Genomic DNA, 23,215 nt, shown 5'->3' on the forward strand with positions numbered 1-23,215 from the left:
AGCCTTTCATTCAGCCTTATCATAGCGCAAGCTAACAATCACTTTGTCATGATTATCAGCCTGCTCTACGATCTCAAAACTCAATCCAATTTCTGGCAAGAGGATACCTGAACGAGGTTGTAATGGTGCACTATAATCTTGGTTATCATCAAACCTATTAATGGATGCTAGATGCTCATCTCCAAAATAACGACCTTGATTAAATAGACTAAAAGCTGCATCTCTGAGCTGAATGTCTGTGCTTCCCTTTATAATTAAGTTTTGATCAGCATCAACAACACCTATGATGCTAGGTCCTCTATCAAAGTGACTATTCTCCAACCAAAGCAACACTCCAGCCTCATAATCAACTGACGACAATCCGACATCAACACCATTGTAATTGCGTAACTGAATAATATAACGCTGATTTTCGCCTGAAATTTGATTGGAAACACGTTCAAATCCAACCAAACTCATTTGCCCATCAAGCTCAGCCCCATCGAGATATATTTCATTATCCCCCTGATTAACCGCAATATTGTCGATAATAATCCCGTCACTCCCTTCGGCTTCATCGGTCACATAATTGACCGTAATACGGACATTCCGGCCAGCATATGCACTTAAGTCGTACGTTAAATCAATCCAAGTATCGTCTTCTGCCATACCCACAATATCAGCTGATTTACCTGTTAAGATATTTCTCGCATTATTAACTGAATTACTCGCTTTCGTTAGATTCCCAGCGATGGCAACCCCATCGACGAGCACTTGGCTATAATCATAGTCTTCTTCTATATTCCAATGTGCTTTCATAGATAAAGTCAATGGCCTAACACTCGGAAGTTCTATGTCAAATGACATTGCACTATTGAGTAAATTGCCTTGCTTTGAATAGTATTGATACTCTCCTTCATAAGGCTCACTAAAATCGAGTATTTCGACTGGTAATGGAATAGAAATCTGATTCAACTGACCATGATTAACCGCTTCAAATAAAGCAAGATCGAATCCCTCACCGCCTATTTCATTAAGCTCAACCACTTGCTCTTGAACCCAATTACCAAGATAACGTTGTTGCAAATATGAACGAGCATATGGACTGAGTCCCGCTGGTGCAGAGCCGTCAAGTTTGCCTATTGAACTTCCTGCTGACATTAAAGACCAAGCACCTACAGAAAAATTCTTTCCTTGGTGTTGAATATTATACTCATCAAATAAACCAAGATCATGAGCAAATTCGTGCATACAGACCCCCAATGAGGCATCAATGGGTTGAATGGTATAACCGAATACTTTCTTATTGGTTCCAGGCAAATGGTAACCCGATGTATAAGCATCAACATATCCCCTATGTGACCAAATAGAATCAGACCCCAACAAGCCTCCACCTGCTTCTTCGCCAATACTGGAATGAAAGATCATGACATGATCCAGCATCCCATCAGCTTCATCAGTCACTCCGTCACCATCAAGATCATAAGGATCCTCAATATCATACTGACTTAGTTCTTCACTCGACATGCTGGAAACAACTTGAGCAATCGCTTCTTTGACTAATTCGGCAACAGCATTATCTTTTTGTCTTTCATCATTACTGCCATAATAAGCGGCATCATACCTAGCCGTTACCCAATCTTTCACTTCTCCTGAAAAAACAAAACTTTGACCAGAAACTGCTTGTAAATACTGATATCCAGATATAAGAGTTTGATTTTCAGGACCTAAATATCCGCTTGTTGAAAAAAGAAGATTTTGATAATGATCTCTATTGTAATCCTCATAATGCATTTGAGTATCTTGAGTTAATAAACCATGCTCACCATGAAGTAAATTAGGAAAATCAATTAACACACCCAATACCTTTACTTTTATCTCCATATTGCTGTCGATAATATTTAAAAATGGTGGCGACTTAGCCTTATTACCCTCCAAAGCAAGCTGCTTAGCATGTCTGCTTTTCTCTGCTTTCACTTCAATAAGCGCCTTATTAGAAAATCGTGTGATCTTGCCAACAAATGCTGCTATAGCAGATTTTTGTTGAACCAGGGACGCTTCACTTTCTAATTCCCCACGCTTAATAAGCCAATATAGGATCTGCTTCTCATTAATAACACCTGCATCAGTGTTAGCGTTTTGAATGGGTATCGACTCTACTGGCAAACTCAACAAGCTCAAACACAATAAGAAACATTTCGCTATATTGTTAAAAATGTTAATATCAAAAGCACGCCTCATCTCATGCCTCCTCAAATATAAACGTGGCATCATCACACAGACAAGACAAGCTAACCTAAACTGATTGGGATTCATTTTTGCTTCTATTATTATTTTAATCCCTGTTATCTTGTGATAAGCCAAGGCTGGTGCGATTTTGTGTTGCCATTGAAAGAAAGAATATCGAGAGAAATAAAGTAACTTGTGAGATGAAAATAGATCATTCATTCCAACCAAAAGTAATTCGCAGGCAACCACTTCCACTCGACCTCTAAAGTCGCTTAGTAAGTACCTTAAAAACCTAAAAAAAGTGTCATATGTTTGCATTCGGCCCCCGATTAACACAATCGAAACCAAATAATAACCTTTAACCACGATTTTAAACAAACTTATTTACTAATACTTAAGTAAGCCTTCAGGATTAGTTAAGACGTCCCAGATAGCTGCCAACACCATCAAGGAACATTTGTACAGCAATCATCACCAATACCATCCTCATCAATCTCTCCATGGCTGTTAATCCTTTCTCACCCAGTATTTTGGTTAACACCTTATAAAATAATAAAATCGCAGCGCTTAAAGCCCAAGCTGAAATTAAGGCAATACTCCAGTCCAGCATACGATTACTATCGGTATGAGCGAGTAGAACCAATGCGGCTAATACTGAGGGCCCAGCCATTAATGGGATAACCATGGGGACGATAAAAGGTTCTTCTCCTGCAGCCAGTCCAACTACACCACCTGCTTGAGGAAATATCATTCTTATTGCAATCAAAAATAAAATAATACCACCAGCAATGCTGACAGATTCAGAGCGTAGATTCAGAAAATTTAAAATGACGTCCCCTGAAAACAAAAATAACAGCATAATAAATAATGCAATTATTAATTCTCTGATCAATACTCTACGACGCTTTTTAGGCTCAATATGCCGTAAAATAGAGGAGAAAATAGGCTAATCCCCCCAAAGGATCCATAATTAAAAACAACATAACTGCGGCTGAAAAAGTATCCATATATAATAAATTACAAAAATTCTATTAGTATACCCATATTACATACAACTTTATAAACAAAAGATGATATTCACCCTAAAACTTAACCGTTAAAGTTTACTTTATCACATAAATTTAAATATCATTCGGTATAAAAAAGTCATTTAATCGAATAAAACACCCTTCAGTAAATATTTTAAAGCAGATTTAAGCTTAAAATGAAAGGTCAACAGGCCTGAATAAGGCTGGTATACTAATAGCCATTATTTCGCCCCTTTTTTATTTGGATATCATGCTGTATCTTGCTGCTAGCTGCATAGCCCTTTTATTGGGCCCTGTTTTTTATCGCTTTTTTACAACGGGCACTGGACTACAAAAAGGCCTAGATGGCTTCATCTTCGTCTCATTAGGGGGTCTTGTACTCATCCATATTTTGCCTGAACTCCTCGAACATGGTGGGTTGCTCTCAATTTTATTTTTATTCATCGGCATGTGGGGCCCCAGCGCAAGTGAACGTTTATTCCATAAGTACTCAAATCTGACCCACAATATCACCTTATTTTTAGGGGTCAGTGGGTTACTCCTACACACCCTCACTGATGGTGGAGCCATGGTGTTGGCTCAACAAGCAGGCAATTCTAGCTTATTAGCCCTAGGGGTTATTCTCCACCGATTACCTATAGGGCTTGCTATCTGGTGGTTACTCAAACCCCAAGTGGGGACACGCTGGGCAATCGCAGTATTGACTGCCATGATGCTGTTAACCAGTGTGGGATACTTTGCCGGTGAGCAACTATTAGCACATTTAAGCTTAGATAATACGGTTTATTTACAGGCCTTTGTGACCGGATCGATTCTTCATGTCGTGATACATCAACCCCACGCTCACTCTAAGCCCGATCATCAAGGCAAGTATGAATATCAAGCAGGTATAGGGAGTCTATTAGGGATCGGTTTACTCTTTGGATTAATGTTAATGGGCTCTGATGGTCATGAACATAATCATCACGCCGGTTTTGTGCCGCAATTATTACAATGGATGCTCACCATTGCTCCCATTCTTCTCATCTGTTACTTAGCAGCGGGTGTTCGATACGCTTTAGGCCTTACGCCCAATATAAAGCATCCCAAATTGAAATGGATCCAATCTCTTATTGGACCTGAAACATTATTAATTACAGGACTATTATTAGGACCTTGGCTGGCACTATTTCAAGCTGTAGGGATACTCTGTATTACGGGCTATTTAACCTATGCCAAAGTCATTCCCAACACAGCCACATTCAATTCAAACGATACATTCTGGAAATTTGGTCTGAGTCACATCGTTGATAGAAGTGCTCCTTGGGTATTACTGAGTTTGATACTGGTCAACTTAATCAGCTACCCTAGCGTTTTACTTATTCAGCCCATATGGCAAGTCATTATACTCGCCCTATTTTTATTTCCAATGCGTTTCTGTCCTATCGGCGCAGCCGTTCTCTCCTTGAGTTTAGCCTATGGCGGCTGGTCAATCAGTGCCATCTTACTGCCTCTGCTAGCAGCTCCTTTAATAAATATCACTCAACTTAAGCAAATGCGCCCAGCTCAACGTATTATTCTGGCAGGTTTAATCATATTCTTTATCACATTAGCTCAATGGATTAATCCTCAATGGCATGCCATATTCAACCTACCTGAATGGGTTAATGCATTGGCACTCGTACTATTAAGCCTATTATTTTCGATAAGTTTATTGCGACTTGGACCCAGAAAGTTTCTACTTAGTCTCGTCATCTTTACGCCTAAACCCCATATACATGAACAGCAACAGCACCATTAGCGAGAGAATATACTCATGATTATATATAGCCAAACTCATTGAACATGCATGTTTTCAATGAGCTTGGCTATAGACTCCCCCTCTACACATTTCATCACATATAGGCTAAGATATATACATATTTCATGACTAACCTTAGCCTATGTGCATACTTTTTATAGCCTTTAAATCCCACCCACAATTCCCTCTCATTGTCTGCGCCAATCGAGATGAGCTTCATTATCGCCCAACGCAAGAAGCGCATTTCTGGCAACCAGAACAGACAATACTAGCAGGAAAAGATCTCGAGGCAGGCGGAACTTGGTTAGGAATAAACAAACAAGGAGAAATAGCAGCACTAACCAATATTCGAGCACCTGAGTTAATGAAACAAGAGATGAAAACCCGCGGCGAACTGCCATTATTAGCCTTGGCTCAGCCGAATAAACTATCGACACTGTGGTTAAATAATCATAGCCATCTGTATAATCCTTTCAATATTTTATACGGCAATCATCAAGCGCTCTATTGCTATGATAGCCGAGCTAAATCCTCCACAACACTCACATCGGGTTACCATGCGGTAAGTAACGGCGCTTTAGATGATATTTGGCCCAAAATGGCCAAGGGAAATGATGCACTTCAACAACACATCAATACACATATCACTCCGGATCCTGATGTCATACTTTCTCTGCTAAAAGATAACCAACAGGCAGAGGATGAAAACTTACCTCATACAGGCATTGGGCTAGAGTGGGAACGTCAGCTTTCTTCCATATACATTAAGCATCCTGAATATGGAACGCGATCCTCCAGCATCATCCTTATTAATCATCACCAGCAAGCACATTTCATTGAAGTACAATATGACGGCAAGGGGCGAACACTTGGACGACAGGATTTTCATTTTAAAATAGAAAATGATTAACTCTTTCCGTTTGAAGAATAATCTTGAGTAATCACCCATACGTCACTCTTCTTTTCCATTAATAAAGTAAATACACCTTTCGGATTATCCTTCATACGGACTAACGACCAATACCCGGTCACAACAGCGGCTTCGTTACTAAGCATTTTAACTTCATCAACAGTAAAGCTTAAAACACCCAGTGCACTCTTATCTGAGTAGTTGTCCTGATAAGCCGCAAGCATTTCTTGCCAGCCAAATTTAAAATCGCCGTCAGAAACAAATCGTAATTTTTCATCCTGCCAATATCCTTGCATATAAGCAGACATATCACCTTTATTCCAAGCCACTTCTTGTTTTTGTAACACTGCCAAAATGTCATCCGTTGGCACTGCCTGGGCCATAAATGCGGTTAAAAATAAAAAGATGCCTAAGCCTTTTTTTATCACAGTATTAAATCCATACTAATGAAAGATGAAGTATTATACGCCAACACACGTAATATTCGAACCTGACGAACAAAGATTATTCTAAAGGCATAAACAATATTCAGAATAAATCGAGTCCAATCTATACCCACTTATCCTCTCTCACCCATGAGGTATAACGAATTTAACGTCTTATCCATTAAAGCAATATAAGGTGTACTTTATGTTCCAAAAATTTTTTTATCATTTGCTTAAATTAATCGGTTGGGATTTTGTCGGTGAATTACCCAAACAACCACAATATGTTATTATTGTCGCGCCTCATACGAGTAACTGGGACTTTATCATTGGACTCATTGCTCGCAATGCATTGGGCGAACAGATCTACTTCTTAGGTAAACATCAATTATTTATTCCCCCGTGGGGCTGGTTCTTTCGCGCCTTTGGTGGGGCTCCCGTTGATAGGAATAAATGCAACAACCTCGTCGAAGGGGCAACACTCTTATTTAAAAACAATCCTAATTTTAAACTAGCCCTCACTCCAGAAGGAACCAGAGGAAAAGTTAGCCGTTGGAAAACGGGATTTTATCATATAGCCAATCAAGCAAAAGTCCCCATTGTCACGGTAGGCTTTGATTTTAGTTTAAAGAAAGTCATTATTGCTGATGGTATTTCACCCAGTGGTAATATAGAAACAGACATGGAAAAAATTCTACATTTTCACCGAAGCATAAAAGGTTTCCATCCAAAAGAAATACCCGATTTTAAAACCTAGTATTCATCCTAAAATTCAGTCATATTGCATGCACTATCAATAAACCCAACAACACTGACGCTTACTGTTATTAAGGATGTTATCAAATGAATTTTGATACTTGGTTACTCTTCTCTTTCGCCGTACTCATGATCGCTATTAGCCCCGGTACTATGGCTGTTTTATCCATGAATCATGGCATACATTACGGCAAAAAACGCTCACTTATTACAGGGTTTGGCAGTGTCAGTGCCGCGATGCTGTTAATGCTGGCTTCAGCAGCAGGCTTGGGGGCTATATTGAGTAATGCTGAATATGGTTTTGTCATTTTAAAATGGTGTGGCGGAGCTTACCTGCTCTTTCTTGGGATAAAATTACTCTTCAGTAAAAATGATGGCAAAGGACTTCATTTAGAGCAAAAAACCACACAGGGCACACCAAAAGGGATCTTCAAACAAGCTTTCACCGTCGGGATCAGTAACCCAAAAGACTTGCTTTTTTTCAGCGCCTTATTTCCACAGTTTATTGATATGTCCTTACCTCAATTACCGCAATTGCTCATTTTAGCCCTCACTTGGGCCATTATCGATTTCAGCTTTGTCATGATCTACGCAAGCCTAGCAAACGTGTTGGCCCCTAAACTCACAGAAAGTCAAAAACTACATTGGTTTGATCGTTTCAGTGGCGCAATTTTTATTACGTTAGCCGGACTGTTAATCACAAGAAATAATAACTAAAAGCTCCCAGCCCTATTCAATGAGTCATTAACCTAATCGCAAGCATAAAATAAAAAACCAACAATCTAATATTGTTGGTTTTTATACCCAAATCTGCTAGATGCGCTATATTTTAGTCGCTTGAGTATGCCCCGTCACGGAGTGTAAACTTCTAAGATCCGCTCCCGATGGAGCCTGAAATGCTCGCAAACCAAATTCAGGTAAAATAGCATAGATATGATCAAAAATATCAGCTTGAATATCCTCATAAACATCCCAACGAGTATCGTTAGTAAAAACATAAATCTCGATAGGGATCCCTTCACTGACTGGCGCTAACTGCCTGACGAGTAAAGTCATTTTCTGATGAACATTAGGATGATTTCGTAGGAAATGCACCATATAAGCCCGAAAGGTACCAATATTGGTCAAATGGCGACTATTAACTCGCATACCTGCATCGCTCACCTTCGCATTAAACTCATCAATTTCAGTTGTTTTACTGGTAAGGTAATCTTTTAAATGGTTCACTTTAGCCAATCTCAGCTTGTCTTCATCACTAATAAACTTAATACTTTGACTATCAATAATCAAAGCACGTTTAATACGACGCCCACCCGATTCCGACATCCCTCGCCAGTTTTTAAAAGCATCAGAAACCAGTGCATAAGCAGGGACCATGGTAATCGTCTGATCCCAATTACGCACTTTTACCGTCGTTAAAGACACTTCTTCAACTGAACCATCTGCGCCATACTTATCCATTTGAATCCAATCACCAGGACTCACCATACGATTAGCCGCAAGTTGAATACCCGCCACAAACCCTAAAATAGTATCTTTAAACACTAACATCACTAAACCAGTGGCAACACCTAAGCCACTAAGGAAGTAAACCGGCGATTGATCGGATAAAATAGACACACAAATGATAATGGCAATAAAAAATAGAAACAATTTCAATAGCTGTACAAAGCTTTTAATCGGCAAGCGGCGACTCACAAGATTAAAGTCGGCAACTTTATTTGCCGCATCCAATGCACTGTATATAACTCGGATCACTAGAATAACAATCGTAAACTGAAGCAAGCGATCGGTGAGCATACTCAACAACGGTGAACCCGATAATGCTAACGGCACCAATAAACTCAATACAAACAGTGGCGCCAACAATGCCATTTTCTCCAGTACCTGATGACGCATAAAAATATCATCCCAGCTAACCTTTGAATGTTTAATGACTAAATTAACGGTACGAACAATCACTCTGCGTACAATTAAATAGACAATCAAGGCAAACAGTAAGCTACCTAAAATGGAAATCCCAGTCACAAGATTCTCTGAAACCAATTCGCTTAGTCCCCAACTTGAAACCCAATGACTCACTTGTGAGCGAAAATCGTAATCCACTGATTAAATCCTCATATATGGAACAAAAATATTGATTACCTCCAAGTCAGTTGAAGATACAAGATCTGACTGATTTAGGTATAACGAGCTTAAACCCCCCCTAAAGCGGCAAAATCAACTCATCTCATTATCAATGATAATCAATAAATGAAGGAAACACTTTACCATTTTCTTTCCACCAACAAGAAAAATTCATTACACTCCAAGTACTACTATAGTTAAACGCATCATCAGAAAATAAATAAAGTAACTTAATAACAATTACTTAAAGAGACTTAAGTACTTCGCATCAATCTAATTAATTTTAAACCATCTTTAATTTAAAGTGACTGACTCGCCTTTAGGGTTTATTTGGGTATATCCTAGTTCCTCAAATCATACAACACACTTAATATTTAATTACCTACGGTCTGAACATGCATAAATTACAACAAAAATACCTAGCCCTCTTTTTAACTTTACTCGCTGGCACCTTACCTTTAAAAGTCGCTTTTGCAGATCAACTTGCTGAAGTGGTTTTAGATAATGGCACAACAGTGGTACTCCATGATGACTTTACTTGGGAATATGTCATCTTAGAAACACCAACAGCCACCACTGACAAAATGCCATCAATAACGACAAATACGCCGCAAACCAATATAATTCCACTGAATCCAACCCCTATGTTGAACGTACCGCCTAAATTAAATCAGCAGGTAATGACTCAATCAGAACTATTAAAATCGACCGCTAAAGATGGCGTAAAAGTCAGTATCCTCAATACCCAGTGGAATGATGACCAATTAGGGTTTCAATTTGAATTAACCAGTAATAGCAATAAACATTATGTCTTAGTCAAATTAGAAACTAAATTTTACAATGATGATGGCACACTTATAAAATCTGACAACGTGAATGTTTGGCAAGCCACATTTCGCCTACCTGAAACCTATTTACGCAAAAATGAAACTCGTAAAAGCAGAGTGTTTTGGATTAATGGTATCGATAAAGCACAATGGCATAAGCAACTCATGAGCTTTAAAATTACCGAGTTAGAATCGAGATAAATCCCTCTGAATGAAAAAGGCTATCCTCACACCTATTTCTAATTAAAAATAGGTGTGTAACAAGTTGATAGCGGCATATATTTTGCTTTTAATGCAGTAAAGCAAGAAATTGACAAACTGTAATGGAGAGTAAAATGTCAAAAAACATCGTCCTGTTCTCGGATGGTACGGGGCAAGAAGGCGGCGTGAAATTCAACACTAACGTCTATAAAACATTTAATATGATCGAAGAGCGATCAGGAAAACAAATTGCACATTACAGCAAAGGAATTGGTACTGATTGGCGACAAATAACGGGTAGTCTATTCGGTGTAGGAATGACAGACAACATGATCGAGTGTTATCGTTTTTTATTTGATCATTACCATGTAGGGGACAAGGTTTACTTATTTGGTTTTAGTCGAGGTGCGGCAACGGTTCGCAGTTTATCTCGATTTATTCAACTGTTTGGTATATTACCAAAATCAAGACCAGAGCTCATCAAACAAGCTTTAAAGATATATAAAATTAAAAATACCAAAAAAAGACAACAACAAGCCGCCTTATTTATCAGTAAAAATAAAAATGTTGAATGTGATATTACTTTCATGGGCGTATGGGATACTGTGGCAGCTATGGGACTACCCAATCGACTTTTCGATAGTATGCTGTCAAAGATCCCCCCTTTTAAACATAAATTTCATGATTTTAAAATAAGTGAAAATATAAAACATGCTTATCATGCTTTAGCCATTGATGATACTCGAGCAATCTTTCATCCCATGTTATGGCAAAAAAAAGCGCATTCACAACAAACAGTCAAACAAGTTTGGTTTAGCGGCGTACATACTGATGTGGGTGGCGGGTATGAAAACGATGGCTTATCGAATATTTCTCTCGTCTGGATGTTAGATCATGCCTCATCTCATGGACTGATTATTCATAATGATATTGAAATAAATCAAGATATCAGCGCAAAAATGCATAATGAATCAATCGGTGTTTCTGCTCGGCTATTCGAACAAAAGAAACGAACTTGGAATACTGATATTGAAGATAAACCCACAGTACATGCCAGTGTACTACAGCGTCAACTAAACCCCATTAACGAGGTTCATCCTGAATATACACCTTGGATATTGAAGGATGAATACTATATCGAACCTTGGAATCAAAACACTTATCTTCCTCAGAAAGCGGCTTAGTCGCTCAGCATACGGTTAACGCTATCTAAGTTACTCGAAATACAAGAGCAAGTAACTTGGGTATATAATATTACAACACACTGAGTCAGATTCGTGAGCCACTGAAACGGAGAGTGAAATGTCAAAAAACATCGTCATTTTTTCTGATGGAACAGGACAAGCTGGCCATACTCTATATAGCAGTAATGTATTTAAAAGCTTTACTTTTATTGATCAATATTCAAAAAATCAAATCACTCATTACAGTCAAGGAATAGGCGGTCATTGGTGGCGACTAACGGGGAGCTTACTCGGACTCGGCATTACCAATAATATGCTCGATTGTTATCGCTTTATTGTCGAGCATTATCATTGGGGGGATAATATTTATCTCTTTGGCTTTAGCCGTGGAGCGGCTACTGTCAGAAGTTTATCACGTTTTATGCTATTTTTCGGGCTCTTGCCCAGCATCAAACCCACACTGATCAGTGCAGCGTTAAAAATCTATCAAATAAGAGATCCTTTACTCAGACAACACCAAGCAGATCGTTTTATCAATCAACATGGTGCCGAAGCCTGCGATATTCACTTTATTGGCGTATGGGATACCGTAGCGGCCTTAGGGCTACCCAATCGATTTTTAGATCATTTATTATCCAATATTCCGACTTTTAGACATCAATTTCATGACTTTAAAATCAGTGCTAATGTCAAGCATGCCTATCATGCATTAGCCATAGATGAAACTCGTGGCATTTTTAGCCCCCTTTTATGGAGACAAAAAGCACATCCAGCCCAAACCTTGAAGCAAGTCTGGTTCAGTGGGGTCCATAGCGACGTAGGCGGTGGCTATGAACATGATGGCCTTTCGAACATCCCCCTATTTTGGATGTTAGAACAAGCACAACGTCATGGATTAATACTCGCGCCCAACATATCCATCAAGCAAAATATTCACGATACTATGCATAATGAAATATCTTGGGGATGGGGAGCCTGGTTACAAAATAAGACACGTTTCTGGAATAAAAATATCAGCAATAAGCCGACGATCCATGCCAGCGTCTTAGAAAGAAATTTAAATACCATGAATCAACGACATCCTGAGTATCAACCTTGGATCTTACAAGGTCAATACCATATTGAGCCTTGGAATAGAGACACAACACTCCCACCTATAAAATAACAAGAATGAAGACTTATCACCTTTATTCTTGTTATGTACATTCATTATCCCTTTAAACTCGGCAGCATGTCTTTAGGGATAAAAGCATTAAACACGCCGGTCTTTAATAGCTCAATTGACGCTTCTATATCAGGACTAAAAAAACGATCTTTATCATAATAATCCACTTTTTCTCGTAAGTAAGCTTTTGCTTGTTCTACCGCAGGACTCGGTTTTAATGGCAAGCGAAAATCAAGCCCTTGAGATGCCGATAATAATTCAATGGCAAGCACACCACGCGTGTTATCAGACATATAACGTAAACGCCTAGCCGCAAAGGTCGCCATAGACACATGATCTTCTTGGTTAGCAGATGTGGGCAAACTATCAACCGATGCAGGATGTGCATAGGTTTTATTCTCAGATGCTAATGCTGCTGCCGTCACCTGAGCAATCATAAAACCAGAATTAACCCCCCCATTTTCGACCAAAAATGGAGGCAGTTTTGATAAGTTAGCATCGATTAATAATGCAATACGCCGCTCAGAAAAAGCCCCTAACTCTGCAATAGCAATGGCCAAGTTATCAGCCGCCATAGCAACGGGCTCAGCATGAAAGTTCCCCCCTGAAATAATGTCATCAGGTGATTGAAACACCAGCGGGTTATCAGTTACCCCATTTGCTTCAGTCACTAAAACCGAAGCGGCATAACGAATTTGACTTAAACATGCCCCTAGCACTTGAGGCTGACAACGCAACGAATAAGGATCTTGCACTTTCTCACAATCAAGATGTGACAAGCCAATGTCTGACTCCTCGCCCAAAAGATGACGAAAAATGGCCGCCGAATCAATTTGACCTTGTTGGCCACGAGCGGCATGGATCCTAGCATCAAAAGGACTCCGCCCGCCTAAAGCAGCCTCAACACTCATCGCACCAATCACGGAACAATCGGCAAAGAGATCTTCGGCATTAAATAAACCTTCCAAAGCTAATGCCGTCGACGCTTGTGTACCATTCAGTAAAGCTAACCCTTCTTTAGCCACCAATTCCATAGGGGGAAGGCCAGCAATTGCCAACCCTTCAATCGCCGGAATTAATCGCCCTTGATAACGAACCTGACCTTCAGCCAGTAAAGGTAAACACATATGAGCAAGCGGCGCGAGATCGCCTGACGCGCCCACTGAGCCTTTTTCTGGAATACAAGGATACACCTCAGCATTAATCAAGCCGATAAAGAAACGAATAACCTCTAGACGGATGCCAGAAAAACCTCGACTTAAAGAATTAACCTTTAACACCATCATCAAACGAACGGTCTCATCAGACATCAACTCTCCGATACCCGCTGCGTGAGATAGCACAATCGATTTTTGTAATAACTGCAAGTCTTCTACCGCTATTTTAGTATTGGCCAATAACCCAAAACCCGTATTAATCCCGTAAACCGTGCGCCCTTCATCTAGCACTTTTTGCACTAGTCCAGCACTGGCATTAATATTATCCAGAGCCCCGACTGATAGCGAAATAGTCATACCGATACGACTCATTTCACGAAGTTGATTTAGCGTTAATGTTCCGGGCTCCAGAGTTAATGCCTTCATGCTTCATCCTCCAACATCGGTAAATCCAGTCCTTGTTCTTTAGCGCATTGTTTCGCCAAATCATATCCAGCATCGGCATGCCGCATAACACCTGTCGCGGGATCATTCCATAGCACTCGGCCAAGTCGCGTTGCAGCCTCATCGGTACCATCACAAACAATCACGACGCCTGAGTGCTGACTAAAGCCCATTCCAACGCCCCCCCCATGGTGCAACGACACCCAAGTCGCGCCACTAGCCGTATTCAGTAAAGCATTCATTAATGGCCAATCAGAGACGGCATCCGAGCCATCAAGCATGGACTCTGTTTCTCGATTCGGACTCGCGACCGATCCGGAATCTAGATGATCGCGACCAATCACAAGAGGCGCTTTTAACTCCCCCTTCTTCACCATTTCATTAAAAGCTAATGCCAAACGGGCACGATCTTTAAGCCCGACCCAACAGATCCGCGCTGGCAAACCTTGAAAAGCAATACGCTCACGCGCCATATCGAGCCACTGATGCAAATGGGGGTTATCAGGGATGAGCTCTTTCACCTTTTGATCGGTTTTATAAATATCTTCAGGATCGCCAGATAAAGCGACCCAACGAAAAGGCCCAATCCCTTCACAGAAAAGGGGTCTCACGTATGCGGGCACAAAACCCGGAAAATCAAATGCATTTGTCACACCTTCTTCAAATGCCATCTGACGAATGTTATTACCGTAATCTGTAGTCGCAGCGCCAGCCGCTTGTAAAGCAAGCATGGCTTTCACTTGAACAGCCATCGACTGTTTCGCCGCTTTCACCACTGCCGCCTCATCGGTTTGACGCATAGACGCGGCATGCTCTAGGGTCCAATCTTGTGGTAAATAGCCATTTAAAGGATCATGTGCTGAGGTTTGATCGGTAACCACATCTGGAGTGATATTGCGCGCCACCAGCTCACTGAAAATATCGGCGGCATTACCTAACAACCCCACTGAAATAGGATGGCCGCTGACATTTGCAGCCTCTATCATCGCTAACGCCTCATCTAAAGATGAAGTTTTTTTATCCAAATAACCCATACGTAGTCGAAAATCAATACGTGTTTCATCCACTTCACAGGTTAAAACCGAGTATCCAGCCATCGTACCAGCAAGCGGTTGGGCGCCGCCCATTCCACCTAAGCCCCCCGTTAAAATCCATTTGCCTTGTGATGAGCCACCAAAATGTTGTTTTGCCATGGCAACAAAGGTTTCATAAGTGCCTTGCACAATTCCTTGCGATCCGATGTAAATCCAAGAACCAGCTGTCATTTGCCCATACATGGCCAAACCTAACTTATCGAGTTCATTAAAATGCTCCCAATTAGCCCAATGTGGAACCAGATTAGAATTAGCAATAATCACCCTAGGTGCATTGCTATGAGTTTGAAAAACCCCCACAGGCTTACCCGATTGAACCAGTAAGGTTTCATCATCTTCTAAACGTTGTAAGACTTGAATAATCTTGTCATAACAAGCCCAATCTCGCGCCGCTCGCCCTATACCACCGTAAACCACAAGATCTTCAGGCCTCTCAGCCACATCTGGATGTAAGTTATTCATTAACATACGCATCGGCGCTTCAGTTAACCAAGACTTACAACTTAATTCCGTTCCATGAGGGGCAATAATATGCCTGCTAGTGTCATGTCGATTATTCAATGTTCTATCCCTCTTAGTACTATCACGGCTATTTAACCCACATAAAAGTCAATAACTTAATTGGGTTCATTGTTCAAAAATAACTTTCCATCTAATTTAAAACGGCTTCCAGGATGAATTAACCTCGCAAAACTCACGACGCCTTGACTCGACCATGTTCGTCGACTGATCTGCAAGCAAGGCTCATTAGCTGCAATTTGTAATAATGCGCATTGACGGTTATCAGCTAAAATAGCCTCAATGGTATGCTCAGCTTGTGTTAATGGCGCAACCTGAGACAGGTAGGCATGAGGTGTTAACTGGTTAAAATCTTGTTCTAAATAATGAGGCACTCGGTGCGGATCCACATATCGCTCCTCAATTTGTAAAGGAACACCTTGTTCGACATGTAAAAGCTTAGAATAAAACACCCGACAGCCCTCATTGACGCCTAAGTTAATGGCATTAGCCTCATCGATACTCCGCTGTGTGAGCGCCAGCAACACCACACTATAGCCATGTCCTCTGGCTTGGATCTCATGACTAATATCCCGAATAACCAGCATAGAAGACTGTGATTTATGACTCGCGACAAACGTTCCTAAGCCTTGAGAACGCCGTAAAACACCTATTTCAGTTAATTCCGTTAATGCTCGTCTCGCTGTCATACGGCTACAAGAAAATGCCTTAGCCAGTTGATTTTCAGAAGGCAGTTTATGATCCTCACGCCAGCAACCCGATTCAATTTTGGCGACAATATGTCGCTTGATTTCAACAAATTTAGCCATTGCCATATAACGGATTATCTTCCTCTAATCGATATACCACTACAGGCCTGTATCACAATAAACATTAAGCCACTTGTTTAAAAACCACTCTAAACACACTAACTTGTATATACAAGCTGATGCAAGCTAGACAAGTTATTTTTGATAAAATAGACTGTATAGAATTCAGAACAAACAAACGAAAGATAGAAATAACTATTTGTTATCTATAAATTAAAAACTGATTAAGAAAAAAGGAACTGCTATGTCTTGGGATCAAGTTTGGATTGACATCAATATCGCAACCATGGATCCAACCTCAACAATACCCTATGGTGCTATCACTCAAGGCGCCATGGCGATTAAAGAGGGTAAAATTGCTTGGATAGGGGAACGTAAAGATTTACCCAAATTTGATACTTTATCGACCCCCATTTATCGTGGTAAAGGTGGCTGGATCACCCCAGGTATTATCGATGCGCACACCCATCTTGTATTTGCTGGTAATCGAGCTCACGAGTTTGAACAGAGACTAGAAGGCATGAGTTATGAAGATATCGCCCTCGCTGGCGGCGGGATCCTTTCCACTGTTAATGCCTGTCGAGAAGCCAGTGAAGCTGAACTGTTTGAATTAGGCAGGCAACGCCTCAACGCATTAGCACGCGAAGGGGTCACAACCGTTGAAATTAAATCAGGTTATGGCCTCGATACTGAAACCGAACTCAAACTACTACGCGTAGCAAGGGCATTAGGTGAGCATCATCATATCGATGTAAAAACCACTTTTTTAGGGGCTCATGCCATCGCCACTGAATACCAAGGAAGAGCCGATGATTACATTGATTTAGTCATTAATGACATGCTACCTAAAGTCATCAAAGATAACTTAGCCGATGCCGTTGATGTCTTCTGTGAACATATTGCTTTTAATCACGCGCAAACCAAACAAGTGCTTACAGCAGCAAAAGCAGCCGGATTAAATATAAAATTACATGCGGAGCAGCTCTCTAATCTAGGAGGATCAGCCATGGCGGCAAAATTGGGGGCATTATCAGTTGATCATATTGAATTTATTAGTGAAGAAAGTATCAAAGTATTAAGTCAATATGGCACTTGCGCCACCTTATTACCCGGTGCTTATTACAGTTTACGGGAAACTCAGCTACCCCCAATAGCGCTCCTGCGTCAATACAAGATCCCGATGGTCGTTGCCAGTGATTATAACCCCGGATCATCGCCTATCTGCTCAAGTTTACTCATGCTGAATATGAGTTGCATTTTGTTTAAGCTCACCCCAGAAGAAGCATTACAAGGCATGACCATCAATGCAGCCAAAGCCTTAGGTATTGCAGACAATGTCGGTAGCCTTGAAATAGGAAAAGTCGCCGATTTTTGTTTATGGGATATCAATACGCCCGCTCAACTTGCTTACACATATGGCGTTAATGCATGCCAACAAGTCGTAAAATCCGGCCGAGTCATCCCACAAAAAGATCGCTAAAAAGACAGACAATGAATAGACAGCGTAAACGCTGCCTATTCCCGATCACCACCATTATTGACTCGATAATATTGGCCGGCTATTTAAGGGTTGTAGTGGTCTATTATTGTGGTTCATTACTTTTTTAAAATCATCAACTTGCCATTGAGAGACACTAATCGGCTCATGAAAAACATACCAAATCACATTGCGTGTACAAGGCGGCGTCGTAAACGATCCTTGAAAAGTATAATACCCTCGCTTAGTCGGTAATAACCCAGAAAAGTCAGAGTTAAGAGAGCGAATATCATTTTTCTGCCCACGGTAAGTCGGCATATGTTCCCATAAGGTACGAATAATGGGATTTTCCGCGCCTATATTTAAAAATACCGCCACCACAGCAAACTGTGTCGCTGCTCCCTCATAAACTAAATGCAACTCCATTGGATAATGTTGGCTATTGACCACATTTTCGCTCGGGCTATGAAAATGAAATTGCGCCAATCGATATTCCTTATCATCTACAACTAATGTATCTTGCTTGGCATTATACTCAATTTCCACAGCGCGACTATTTGCCAGCTGCCCTTTTTCGTTATAGTCTAACGTGATACTTTTCCCTTGATTTTCACTGGGATCATCACTAAATACCACCTCGACAGTATGACCATTATCTTCAATATCAGTAGGCTCTCTCGAGAAGGTGAAACGCAATGCAGGTAGAGATGTTACTTTGACTGATTTAGGATCGATATTAATCGGGGATTGATCGCCACCTAATTCACATTGGGGATAGTCTTTCCCCCAATGTTCAGGTGAGCTTTCACCCACATATCCCCAAAAAATATCTTTTGTCTTACTTAGAGAGTTTGTCTCTTTCGGGGGCTCCTTTGAACAGGAAACCAAGCCTAATACTGCAAAAATAATGACAAAGAACTTCATGATAGGCAAAGCAGTCACTTGATTATATAACCAGCTCATAGGCCCTCCATAGAATAAGTAGTTGTAAAATCCATCCTCACTCATTAGCCCTATCATTGTAGATGACAAAAGCCAAATGTACCCAACTCACCCCAAATGGCATTAGTACAAATAACAGCTAAGCTCAAGAATAACGAAACAGTGTAAACTTTGAGAATATCATCAGCATGCAAGTGAACAAGCGAACGCCTTCTGTCGCCATCATAGGTGCAGGTATGACGGGTATTATGTTAGCCATAAAGCTGTGTAAAATGGGCATAAAAAAAATAACTATAATAGAAAAAAAAGAACAGCCCGGAGGCACATGGCGAGAAAATACTTATCCCGGTGTCGCCTGTGACGTTCCTTCACATATGTATTGTTACTCCTTCGCTCCCAATCCTAACTGGAGTCATTTATTTGCCCCAGGAAAAGAAATATTAGCGTATTTTAATCGCGTTTTTATCGAATATGAATTAGCCCAATATACACGCTTCAATGAAACAGTGACTCAATGTATTTATAAAGACAGTCAATGGCACATAACAACCAACACAGAGCATAATCTCACCGTTGATTTTTTATTTTCTGCGACAGGGATCCTTCATCAGCCCATGCTACCGAACATATCCGGTAAAGAAGTATTTTCAGGAATAAGCATGCACTCTGCACAGTGGGATCACGAAGTCTCATTAACAGGAAAAAAAATTGGTGTGATAGGCACAGGTTCTAGCGCTGCCCAGCTCATTCCAGAACTCATCAAACAGAATAATACCCAAGTGACTGTTTTTCAGCGTACACCCGCTTGGATGTTGGGGATCAAAAACAAACCCTATAATGAACAACAAAAACAACACTATCGAAATCATCCTCTGCGCACAAAAATAGTCAATAAAATCTTATTATATTTATGCGCAAAATTAACCACAGCCTTGACAAAAAACAGCTTTATTCACAAAAAAATCATTCAATTTTTCACTCATCAGTCTATCTCATATGTAAAAAAAACCATTCAAGACAAAAAATTACAAAAAAAACTCATTCCTACATATACACTAGGCTGCAAGCGGCTAGTCATCAACGCAACCTACTACGATGCATTAAATAAGCCCAACGCAACACTAGAAACACAACCTATAGAGACTGTTGTTCATCAAGGGATCCGGACTCAAGACGGGCAAATCCACAAGCTAGACGTAATTATTTACGCGACCGGATTCAATCCCTTCGCCTATATGCACCCGATGACCCTTATTGGTCGTAATGGAGTCAATATTGAAGATGTTTGGAACAAAAAAATACAGGCTTATCGCTCATTATGTATCCCCAATTTTCCAAATTTTTTTCTGATGCTAGGACCACATTCACCTATTGCGAATTATTCAATGATAGAGATAAGTGAAAAACAAGCCAATTGGGCCATCAACTTAATTAAGTCATGGCAACACCATAAACTCGACATCATTGAAGCGAAACCCGAAGCCATGAAAGTGTGGTGCGAAATGTTAAATAAAAAAAAGCATAATACCGTCTGGGCCAGTGGCTGTCAGAGTTGGTATTTAGACAAAGATGGCGATCCAATCACTTGGCCAGATACTTGGACAAATTGGGTCGCATTAATGCGACAACCCAATTTAAAAGACTTTCGATAAAAAGTGATCACTCATCCACCACATACACTGCAATGAGCTTGTTTTAATAACTTCATTTCTCGACATTCCATCGTCATTGCATCGAAAAACAACAAACGCCCCACAAGATCTTTACCGATATCAAGCAGTAACTTAATGGATTCAAGGGCTTGCATAGATCCAATAATACCCACAACTGGGGCAAGTATTCCTGATTCAACACAGCTTAACACTTGCTCACCAAACAACTGACTAAAACAACGATAACAGGGGGTGTTTTCTTTGTAGTTAAAAACAGTGATCATGCCTTCCATACGAATGGCTGCAGCTGACACTAACGGAACGTTATGAATAAAACAGGCCTGATTAACTTGCTCTCTCACCGACACATTATCGGTGCAATCAATAACAAGATCATGTTCATCAATTATTGACTTCATTTTCTCATCATCTAATTGCCTTGCTATGGTATTAATATGGATATAGGGATTTAATTTAGCCAAAGTTTGTTTGGCTGAATCAACTTTCAATTCATTAATATTACTATCGCAATGTAAGATCTGCCTTTGTAAATTAGACTCGCTGACAACATCAAAATCAATCAAGGTTAAATGACCCACGCCTGCCACGGCTAGGTATTGACTCGCCGCACAACCTAAGCCCCCAAGGCCAATGACTAAGATTTTGGCCTGTTTGAGCTTTTCTTGCCCTTCAATATCTACTGCCTTGATAGCAATTTGACGATCATACCGAAGTAATTCAGCATCAGATAACTCGTCTTGATTATCACAATGAGCAACTCGCGTCTTATCATTCAAGCTTGGCATCAAGTCTAATCCAATACGCTGTTAAAAGGCTCAACAGTCACCACTGATTCCAAAGGAAGATTGCCTTGTTGCAGGGGTAAAATCACAAAACAATTGGCCAACGTCATGGACGTCAGCATACCTGAGCCTTGGGCGCCACTCATACGCACTTCGGCCTCCCCTTTTTCGTTATAACTCAGTATGCCTCGCTGGTATTCAACACGACCAGGCGCTTTTCTGATCTCACCCTTTAGTGTCGCTTGTAAGGTCACTAATTGACGTTGAGGCTGGCCTTGCATTTTCACTATCAACGGCCAGACTAATTTATAAAACGTCACCATAGAAGAAACAGGGTTTCCAGGAAGACCACAAAATACGGCATTATGTAAATGACCAAAAGCAAAAGGTTTTCCAGGCTTTATCGCCAGCCTCCAAAAGGTAATTTCTCCCTCTTCTTCCAAAATCTGTTTAATATAGTCCGCATCCCCCACAGACACTCCACCAGATGTTAAAACCATATCCGCTTCTTTCGCTGCTTGATGAAAAGCCGCCCTTATCGCTTCTGGATCGTCAGGAACAATGCCTAAATCTATCCAATCAAGATTCGCTCGGCTCAATAAACCTTGAATACTATAACGATTGGAGTCATAAATTTGCCCTGTGGCTAATGATGTACTTACAGGCTGTAATTCATCTCCTGTTGAAAAAAAGGCAACTTTAACTTTTCGCTTAACCTCTACTTTATCAATTCCTATGGTTGCAAGCACGCCCATCTCTGCTGCGCGGATCAATGTACCCGCTGCTAGCACTTGCGTATCGGCAAGCAATTCTTCACCTTGCTTTCGAATACAGGCCCCTTTTAGTTTTGGCGCCTCAATAAAGACTTTATTTTCCTTAGTAATAACCTTTTCTTGCATTTGTACCGTATCAAAACCACTCGGTACCTGCGCTCCGGTCATGATCCGAATGCAAGTTCCCGCTAAACACGCCCCTAAATAAGGCTTCCCAGCAAACGACTCCCCGGCTAAAGAGAGTCCATCAAAAACAGGTACATCATCAAAATTAAAGGCGTAACCATCCATTGCAGAGTTGTCAAACGGAGGTAAATCAATACTTGATGCCACATTATTTGCCAATACACGTCCAAATGAATCACTCAAAGCCAGCCGCTCAACTTCAGCTATCACAGGCACTTGATCTAATAACTGTAAAATAGCCTGATCTGGATGCATTAAACTAGGTTGAGCACAAGGGTCATGAATGGTGGACATTTGTCTATCCTTGAAAGTAAGAGCAATATGAGAAAAGTATTATACCCAAGCTCTCCTAAAATGCGATCATTGCCTTAGCGATCCCATTGACCTAGATCAATCTTTGCTGACCGATGTTAAGATGGCATTTGATAACGGCTTATAACCCCTTCTAACGGCAGCCCATCGATGTCAATATAAGATCTGAGTCAATCCCGTTTGAGGTAAAATATTCACTAACTCTCCGCTTGCTAACTCCTCTTCAATTTGCAATCCAGGAATTAAACCGTAAGCCGCGCCTTACTTTACAAGAAACAAAATAGGCAGATTGATCGACATCGGTGTCGCCAGTGTAATGTGGTTTATCCTAGATCTCAGCAATAAGCGACACACGTTTACCTGTTAAAAACTCATAAGGACTGAGAAAGTTTAACGCCTTTCTTGGCCTCATGTTAATTAAAAATTCAGCATTGGC

The 23,215-nt window shown here is 40.6% G+C and carries 18 protein-coding genes and 2 pseudogenes; 9 read left to right on the forward strand and 11 right to left on the reverse strand.

All coding sequences use genetic code 11. The features are described 5' to 3' along the window. Nucleotides 1-6 precede the first annotated feature (6 nt). Nucleotides 7-2,220 carry an immune inhibitor A domain-containing protein gene (locus tag L2764_RS05985; protein WP_248939317.1) on the reverse strand — a complete coding sequence of 738 codons (2,214 nt, stop codon included), beginning with the start codon at nucleotides 2,218-2,220 and terminating at the stop codon, nucleotides 7-9. A 400-nt stretch (nucleotides 2,221-2,620) separates the two neighbouring features. After that, nucleotides 2,621-3,215: pseudogene (locus L2764_RS05990) on the reverse strand (YhgN family NAAT transporter). Between the two features lie 271 nt (nucleotides 3,216-3,486). Here L2764_RS05990 and L2764_RS05995 point away from each other — a divergent pair. Continuing rightward, nucleotides 3,487-5,016, forward strand: a complete 1,530-nt coding sequence (locus L2764_RS05995; RefSeq protein WP_248939318.1) for a ZIP family metal transporter — start codon at nucleotides 3,487-3,489, stop codon at nucleotides 5,014-5,016. Between the two features lie 142 nt (nucleotides 5,017-5,158). Then, complete coding sequence (locus L2764_RS06000) at nucleotides 5,159-5,926, forward strand: NRDE family protein (protein ID WP_248939319.1); 768 nt, start codon at nucleotides 5,159-5,161, stop codon at nucleotides 5,924-5,926. Here the strand turns inward: L2764_RS06000 and L2764_RS06005 are convergent. Next, on the reverse strand, nucleotides 5,923-6,309 hold the full coding sequence (locus tag L2764_RS06005) for a YybH family protein (protein ID WP_248939340.1): 387 nt from the start codon (nucleotides 6,307-6,309) through the stop codon (nucleotides 5,923-5,925). The genes L2764_RS06000 and L2764_RS06005 overlap by 4 nt on opposite strands. A 247-nt stretch (nucleotides 6,310-6,556) precedes the next feature. Here L2764_RS06005 and L2764_RS06010 point away from each other — a divergent pair, with 247 nt between their 5' ends. Then, nucleotides 6,557-7,108: a lysophospholipid acyltransferase family protein gene (locus L2764_RS06010; RefSeq protein ID WP_248939320.1), complete on the forward strand. Its 552-nt coding sequence runs from the start codon at nucleotides 6,557-6,559 to the stop codon at nucleotides 7,106-7,108. A gap of 86 nt (nucleotides 7,109-7,194) precedes the next feature. After that, nucleotides 7,195-7,824, forward strand: coding sequence for a LysE family translocator (locus L2764_RS06015; RefSeq protein ID WP_248939321.1), 630 nt, complete (start codon nucleotides 7,195-7,197; stop codon nucleotides 7,822-7,824). Nucleotides 7,825-7,929: 105 nt separating this feature from the next. Here the strand turns inward: L2764_RS06015 and L2764_RS06020 are convergent, their stop codons facing one another. Continuing rightward, on the reverse strand, nucleotides 7,930-9,153 hold the full coding sequence (locus tag L2764_RS06020) for a mechanosensitive ion channel family protein (RefSeq protein WP_283106926.1): 1,224 nt from the start codon (nucleotides 9,151-9,153) through the stop codon (nucleotides 7,930-7,932). 476 nt (nucleotides 9,154-9,629) lie between these two features. Here L2764_RS06020 and L2764_RS06025 point away from each other — a divergent pair, with 476 nt between their 5' ends. The 3 genes from L2764_RS06025 (at nucleotide 9,630) to L2764_RS06035 (ending at nucleotide 12,611) form a co-directional block, all read left to right on the forward strand. Then, complete coding sequence (locus tag L2764_RS06025) at nucleotides 9,630-10,262, forward strand: DUF3157 family protein (protein WP_248939323.1); 633 nt, start codon at nucleotides 9,630-9,632, stop codon at nucleotides 10,260-10,262. Between the two features lie 134 nt (nucleotides 10,263-10,396). Beyond that, nucleotides 10,397-11,446 carry a T6SS phospholipase effector Tle1-like catalytic domain-containing protein gene (locus tag L2764_RS06030; RefSeq protein ID WP_248939324.1) on the forward strand — a complete coding sequence of 350 codons (1,050 nt, stop codon included), beginning with the start codon at nucleotides 10,397-10,399 and terminating at the stop codon, nucleotides 11,444-11,446. Between the two features lie 118 nt (nucleotides 11,447-11,564). Further along, on the forward strand, nucleotides 11,565-12,611 hold the full coding sequence (locus L2764_RS06035; RefSeq protein WP_248939325.1) for a T6SS phospholipase effector Tle1-like catalytic domain-containing protein: 1,047 nt from the start codon (nucleotides 11,565-11,567) through the stop codon (nucleotides 12,609-12,611). Nucleotides 12,612-12,655: 44 nt separating this feature from the next. Here L2764_RS06035 and hutH read toward each other — a convergent pair whose 3' ends face one another. From hutH to hutC, 3 genes are read right to left on the reverse strand one after another with little or no spacing between them, the layout of a single operon-like run. Then, the gene (gene hutH, locus L2764_RS06040; protein ID WP_248939326.1) at nucleotides 12,656-14,194 is read right to left on the reverse strand and encodes a histidine ammonia-lyase; all 1,539 of its coding nucleotides are present in this window, start codon (nucleotides 14,192-14,194) and stop codon (nucleotides 12,656-12,658) included. Beyond that, complete coding sequence (gene hutU / locus L2764_RS06045) at nucleotides 14,191-15,867, reverse strand: urocanate hydratase (protein WP_248939327.1); 1,677 nt, start codon at nucleotides 15,865-15,867, stop codon at nucleotides 14,191-14,193. Before hutU ends, hutH begins: the two co-directional genes overlap by 4 nt. Before the next feature lie 56 nt (nucleotides 15,868-15,923). Next, complete coding sequence (gene hutC / locus L2764_RS06050) at nucleotides 15,924-16,640, reverse strand: histidine utilization transcriptional repressor HutC (protein WP_248939328.1); 717 nt, start codon at nucleotides 16,638-16,640, stop codon at nucleotides 15,924-15,926. 238 nt (nucleotides 16,641-16,878) lie between these two features. Between hutC and hutI the strand changes: the two genes are divergently transcribed. Continuing rightward, nucleotides 16,879-18,114, forward strand: a complete 1,236-nt coding sequence (hutI, locus tag L2764_RS06055) for an imidazolonepropionase (protein WP_248939329.1) — start codon at nucleotides 16,879-16,881, stop codon at nucleotides 18,112-18,114. Nucleotides 18,115-18,168: 54 nt separating this feature from the next. Here the strand turns inward: hutI and L2764_RS06060 are convergent, their stop codons facing one another. Continuing rightward, nucleotides 18,169-19,074, reverse strand: a complete 906-nt coding sequence (locus tag L2764_RS06060; RefSeq protein ID WP_248939330.1) for a carbonic anhydrase — start codon at nucleotides 19,072-19,074, stop codon at nucleotides 18,169-18,171. A gap of 167 nt (nucleotides 19,075-19,241) precedes the next feature. On the opposite strand from L2764_RS06060, the gene L2764_RS06065 reads away from it, so the two are divergent. Then, the gene (locus L2764_RS06065; protein WP_248939331.1) at nucleotides 19,242-20,705 is read left to right on the forward strand and encodes a flavin-containing monooxygenase; all 1,464 of its coding nucleotides are present in this window, start codon (nucleotides 19,242-19,244) and stop codon (nucleotides 20,703-20,705) included. A gap of 11 nt (nucleotides 20,706-20,716) precedes the next feature. Here L2764_RS06065 and moeB read toward each other — a convergent pair whose 3' ends face one another. From moeB to L2764_RS06080, 3 genes and pseudogenes are all read right to left on the reverse strand, one after another. Further along, complete coding sequence (moeB, locus tag L2764_RS06070) at nucleotides 20,717-21,511, reverse strand: molybdopterin-synthase adenylyltransferase MoeB (RefSeq protein WP_248939332.1); 795 nt, start codon at nucleotides 21,509-21,511, stop codon at nucleotides 20,717-20,719. A 5-nt stretch (nucleotides 21,512-21,516) separates the two neighbouring features. Continuing rightward, a complete protein-coding gene (gene moeA / locus L2764_RS06075; protein WP_248939333.1) occupies nucleotides 21,517-22,761 on the reverse strand; it encodes a molybdopterin molybdotransferase MoeA in 1,245 nt (414 codons plus the stop codon). A gap of 346 nt (nucleotides 22,762-23,107) precedes the next feature. After that, nucleotides 23,108-23,215, reverse strand: a pseudogene (locus L2764_RS06080) (IS30-like element ISVsa7 family transposase); the annotation flags it as partial.

Source organism: Shewanella surugensis (assembly GCF_023284005.1).
Classification (GTDB): Bacteria; Pseudomonadota; Gammaproteobacteria; order Enterobacterales; family Shewanellaceae; genus Shewanella; species Shewanella surugensis.

What these genes read in the sequence shown, in the direction of transcription:
- hutH (WP_248939326.1), bottom strand. Translation starts at nt 14,194, where the DNA reads ATGAAGGCATTAACTCTGGAGCCCGGAACATTAACGCTAAATCAACTT.
- moeA (WP_248939333.1), bottom strand. Translation starts at nt 22,761, where the DNA reads ATGTCCACCATTCATGACCCTTGTGCTCAACCTAGTTTAATGCATCCA.
- moeB (WP_248939332.1), bottom strand. Translation starts at nt 21,511, where the DNA reads ATGCCAAGCTTGAATGATAAGACGCGAGTTGCTCATTGTGATAATCAA.
- L2764_RS05995 (WP_248939318.1), top strand. Translation starts at nt 3,487, where the DNA reads ATGCTGTATCTTGCTGCTAGCTGCATAGCCCTTTTATTGGGCCCTGTT.
- hutC (WP_248939328.1), bottom strand. Translation starts at nt 16,640, where the DNA reads ATGGCAATGGCTAAATTTGTTGAAATCAAGCGACATATTGTCGCCAAA.
- L2764_RS06000 (WP_248939319.1), top strand. Translation starts at nt 5,159, where the DNA reads ATGTGCATACTTTTTATAGCCTTTAAATCCCACCCACAATTCCCTCTC.
- L2764_RS06005 (WP_248939340.1), bottom strand. Translation starts at nt 6,309, where the DNA reads ATGGCCCAGGCAGTGCCAACGGATGACATTTTGGCAGTGTTACAAAAA.
- L2764_RS06025 (WP_248939323.1), top strand. Translation starts at nt 9,630, where the DNA reads ATGCATAAATTACAACAAAAATACCTAGCCCTCTTTTTAACTTTACTC.
- L2764_RS06010 (WP_248939320.1), top strand. Translation starts at nt 6,557, where the DNA reads ATGTTCCAAAAATTTTTTTATCATTTGCTTAAATTAATCGGTTGGGAT.
- L2764_RS06015 (WP_248939321.1), top strand. Translation starts at nt 7,195, where the DNA reads ATGAATTTTGATACTTGGTTACTCTTCTCTTTCGCCGTACTCATGATC.
- L2764_RS06030 (WP_248939324.1), top strand. Translation starts at nt 10,397, where the DNA reads ATGTCAAAAAACATCGTCCTGTTCTCGGATGGTACGGGGCAAGAAGGC.
- L2764_RS06065 (WP_248939331.1), top strand. Translation starts at nt 19,242, where the DNA reads ATGCAAGTGAACAAGCGAACGCCTTCTGTCGCCATCATAGGTGCAGGT.
- L2764_RS06060 (WP_248939330.1), bottom strand. Translation starts at nt 19,074, where the DNA reads ATGAGCTGGTTATATAATCAAGTGACTGCTTTGCCTATCATGAAGTTC.
- L2764_RS06035 (WP_248939325.1), top strand. Translation starts at nt 11,565, where the DNA reads ATGTCAAAAAACATCGTCATTTTTTCTGATGGAACAGGACAAGCTGGC.
- hutI (WP_248939329.1), top strand. Translation starts at nt 16,879, where the DNA reads ATGTCTTGGGATCAAGTTTGGATTGACATCAATATCGCAACCATGGAT.
- L2764_RS05985 (WP_248939317.1), bottom strand. Translation starts at nt 2,220, where the DNA reads ATGAGGCGTGCTTTTGATATTAACATTTTTAACAATATAGCGAAATGT.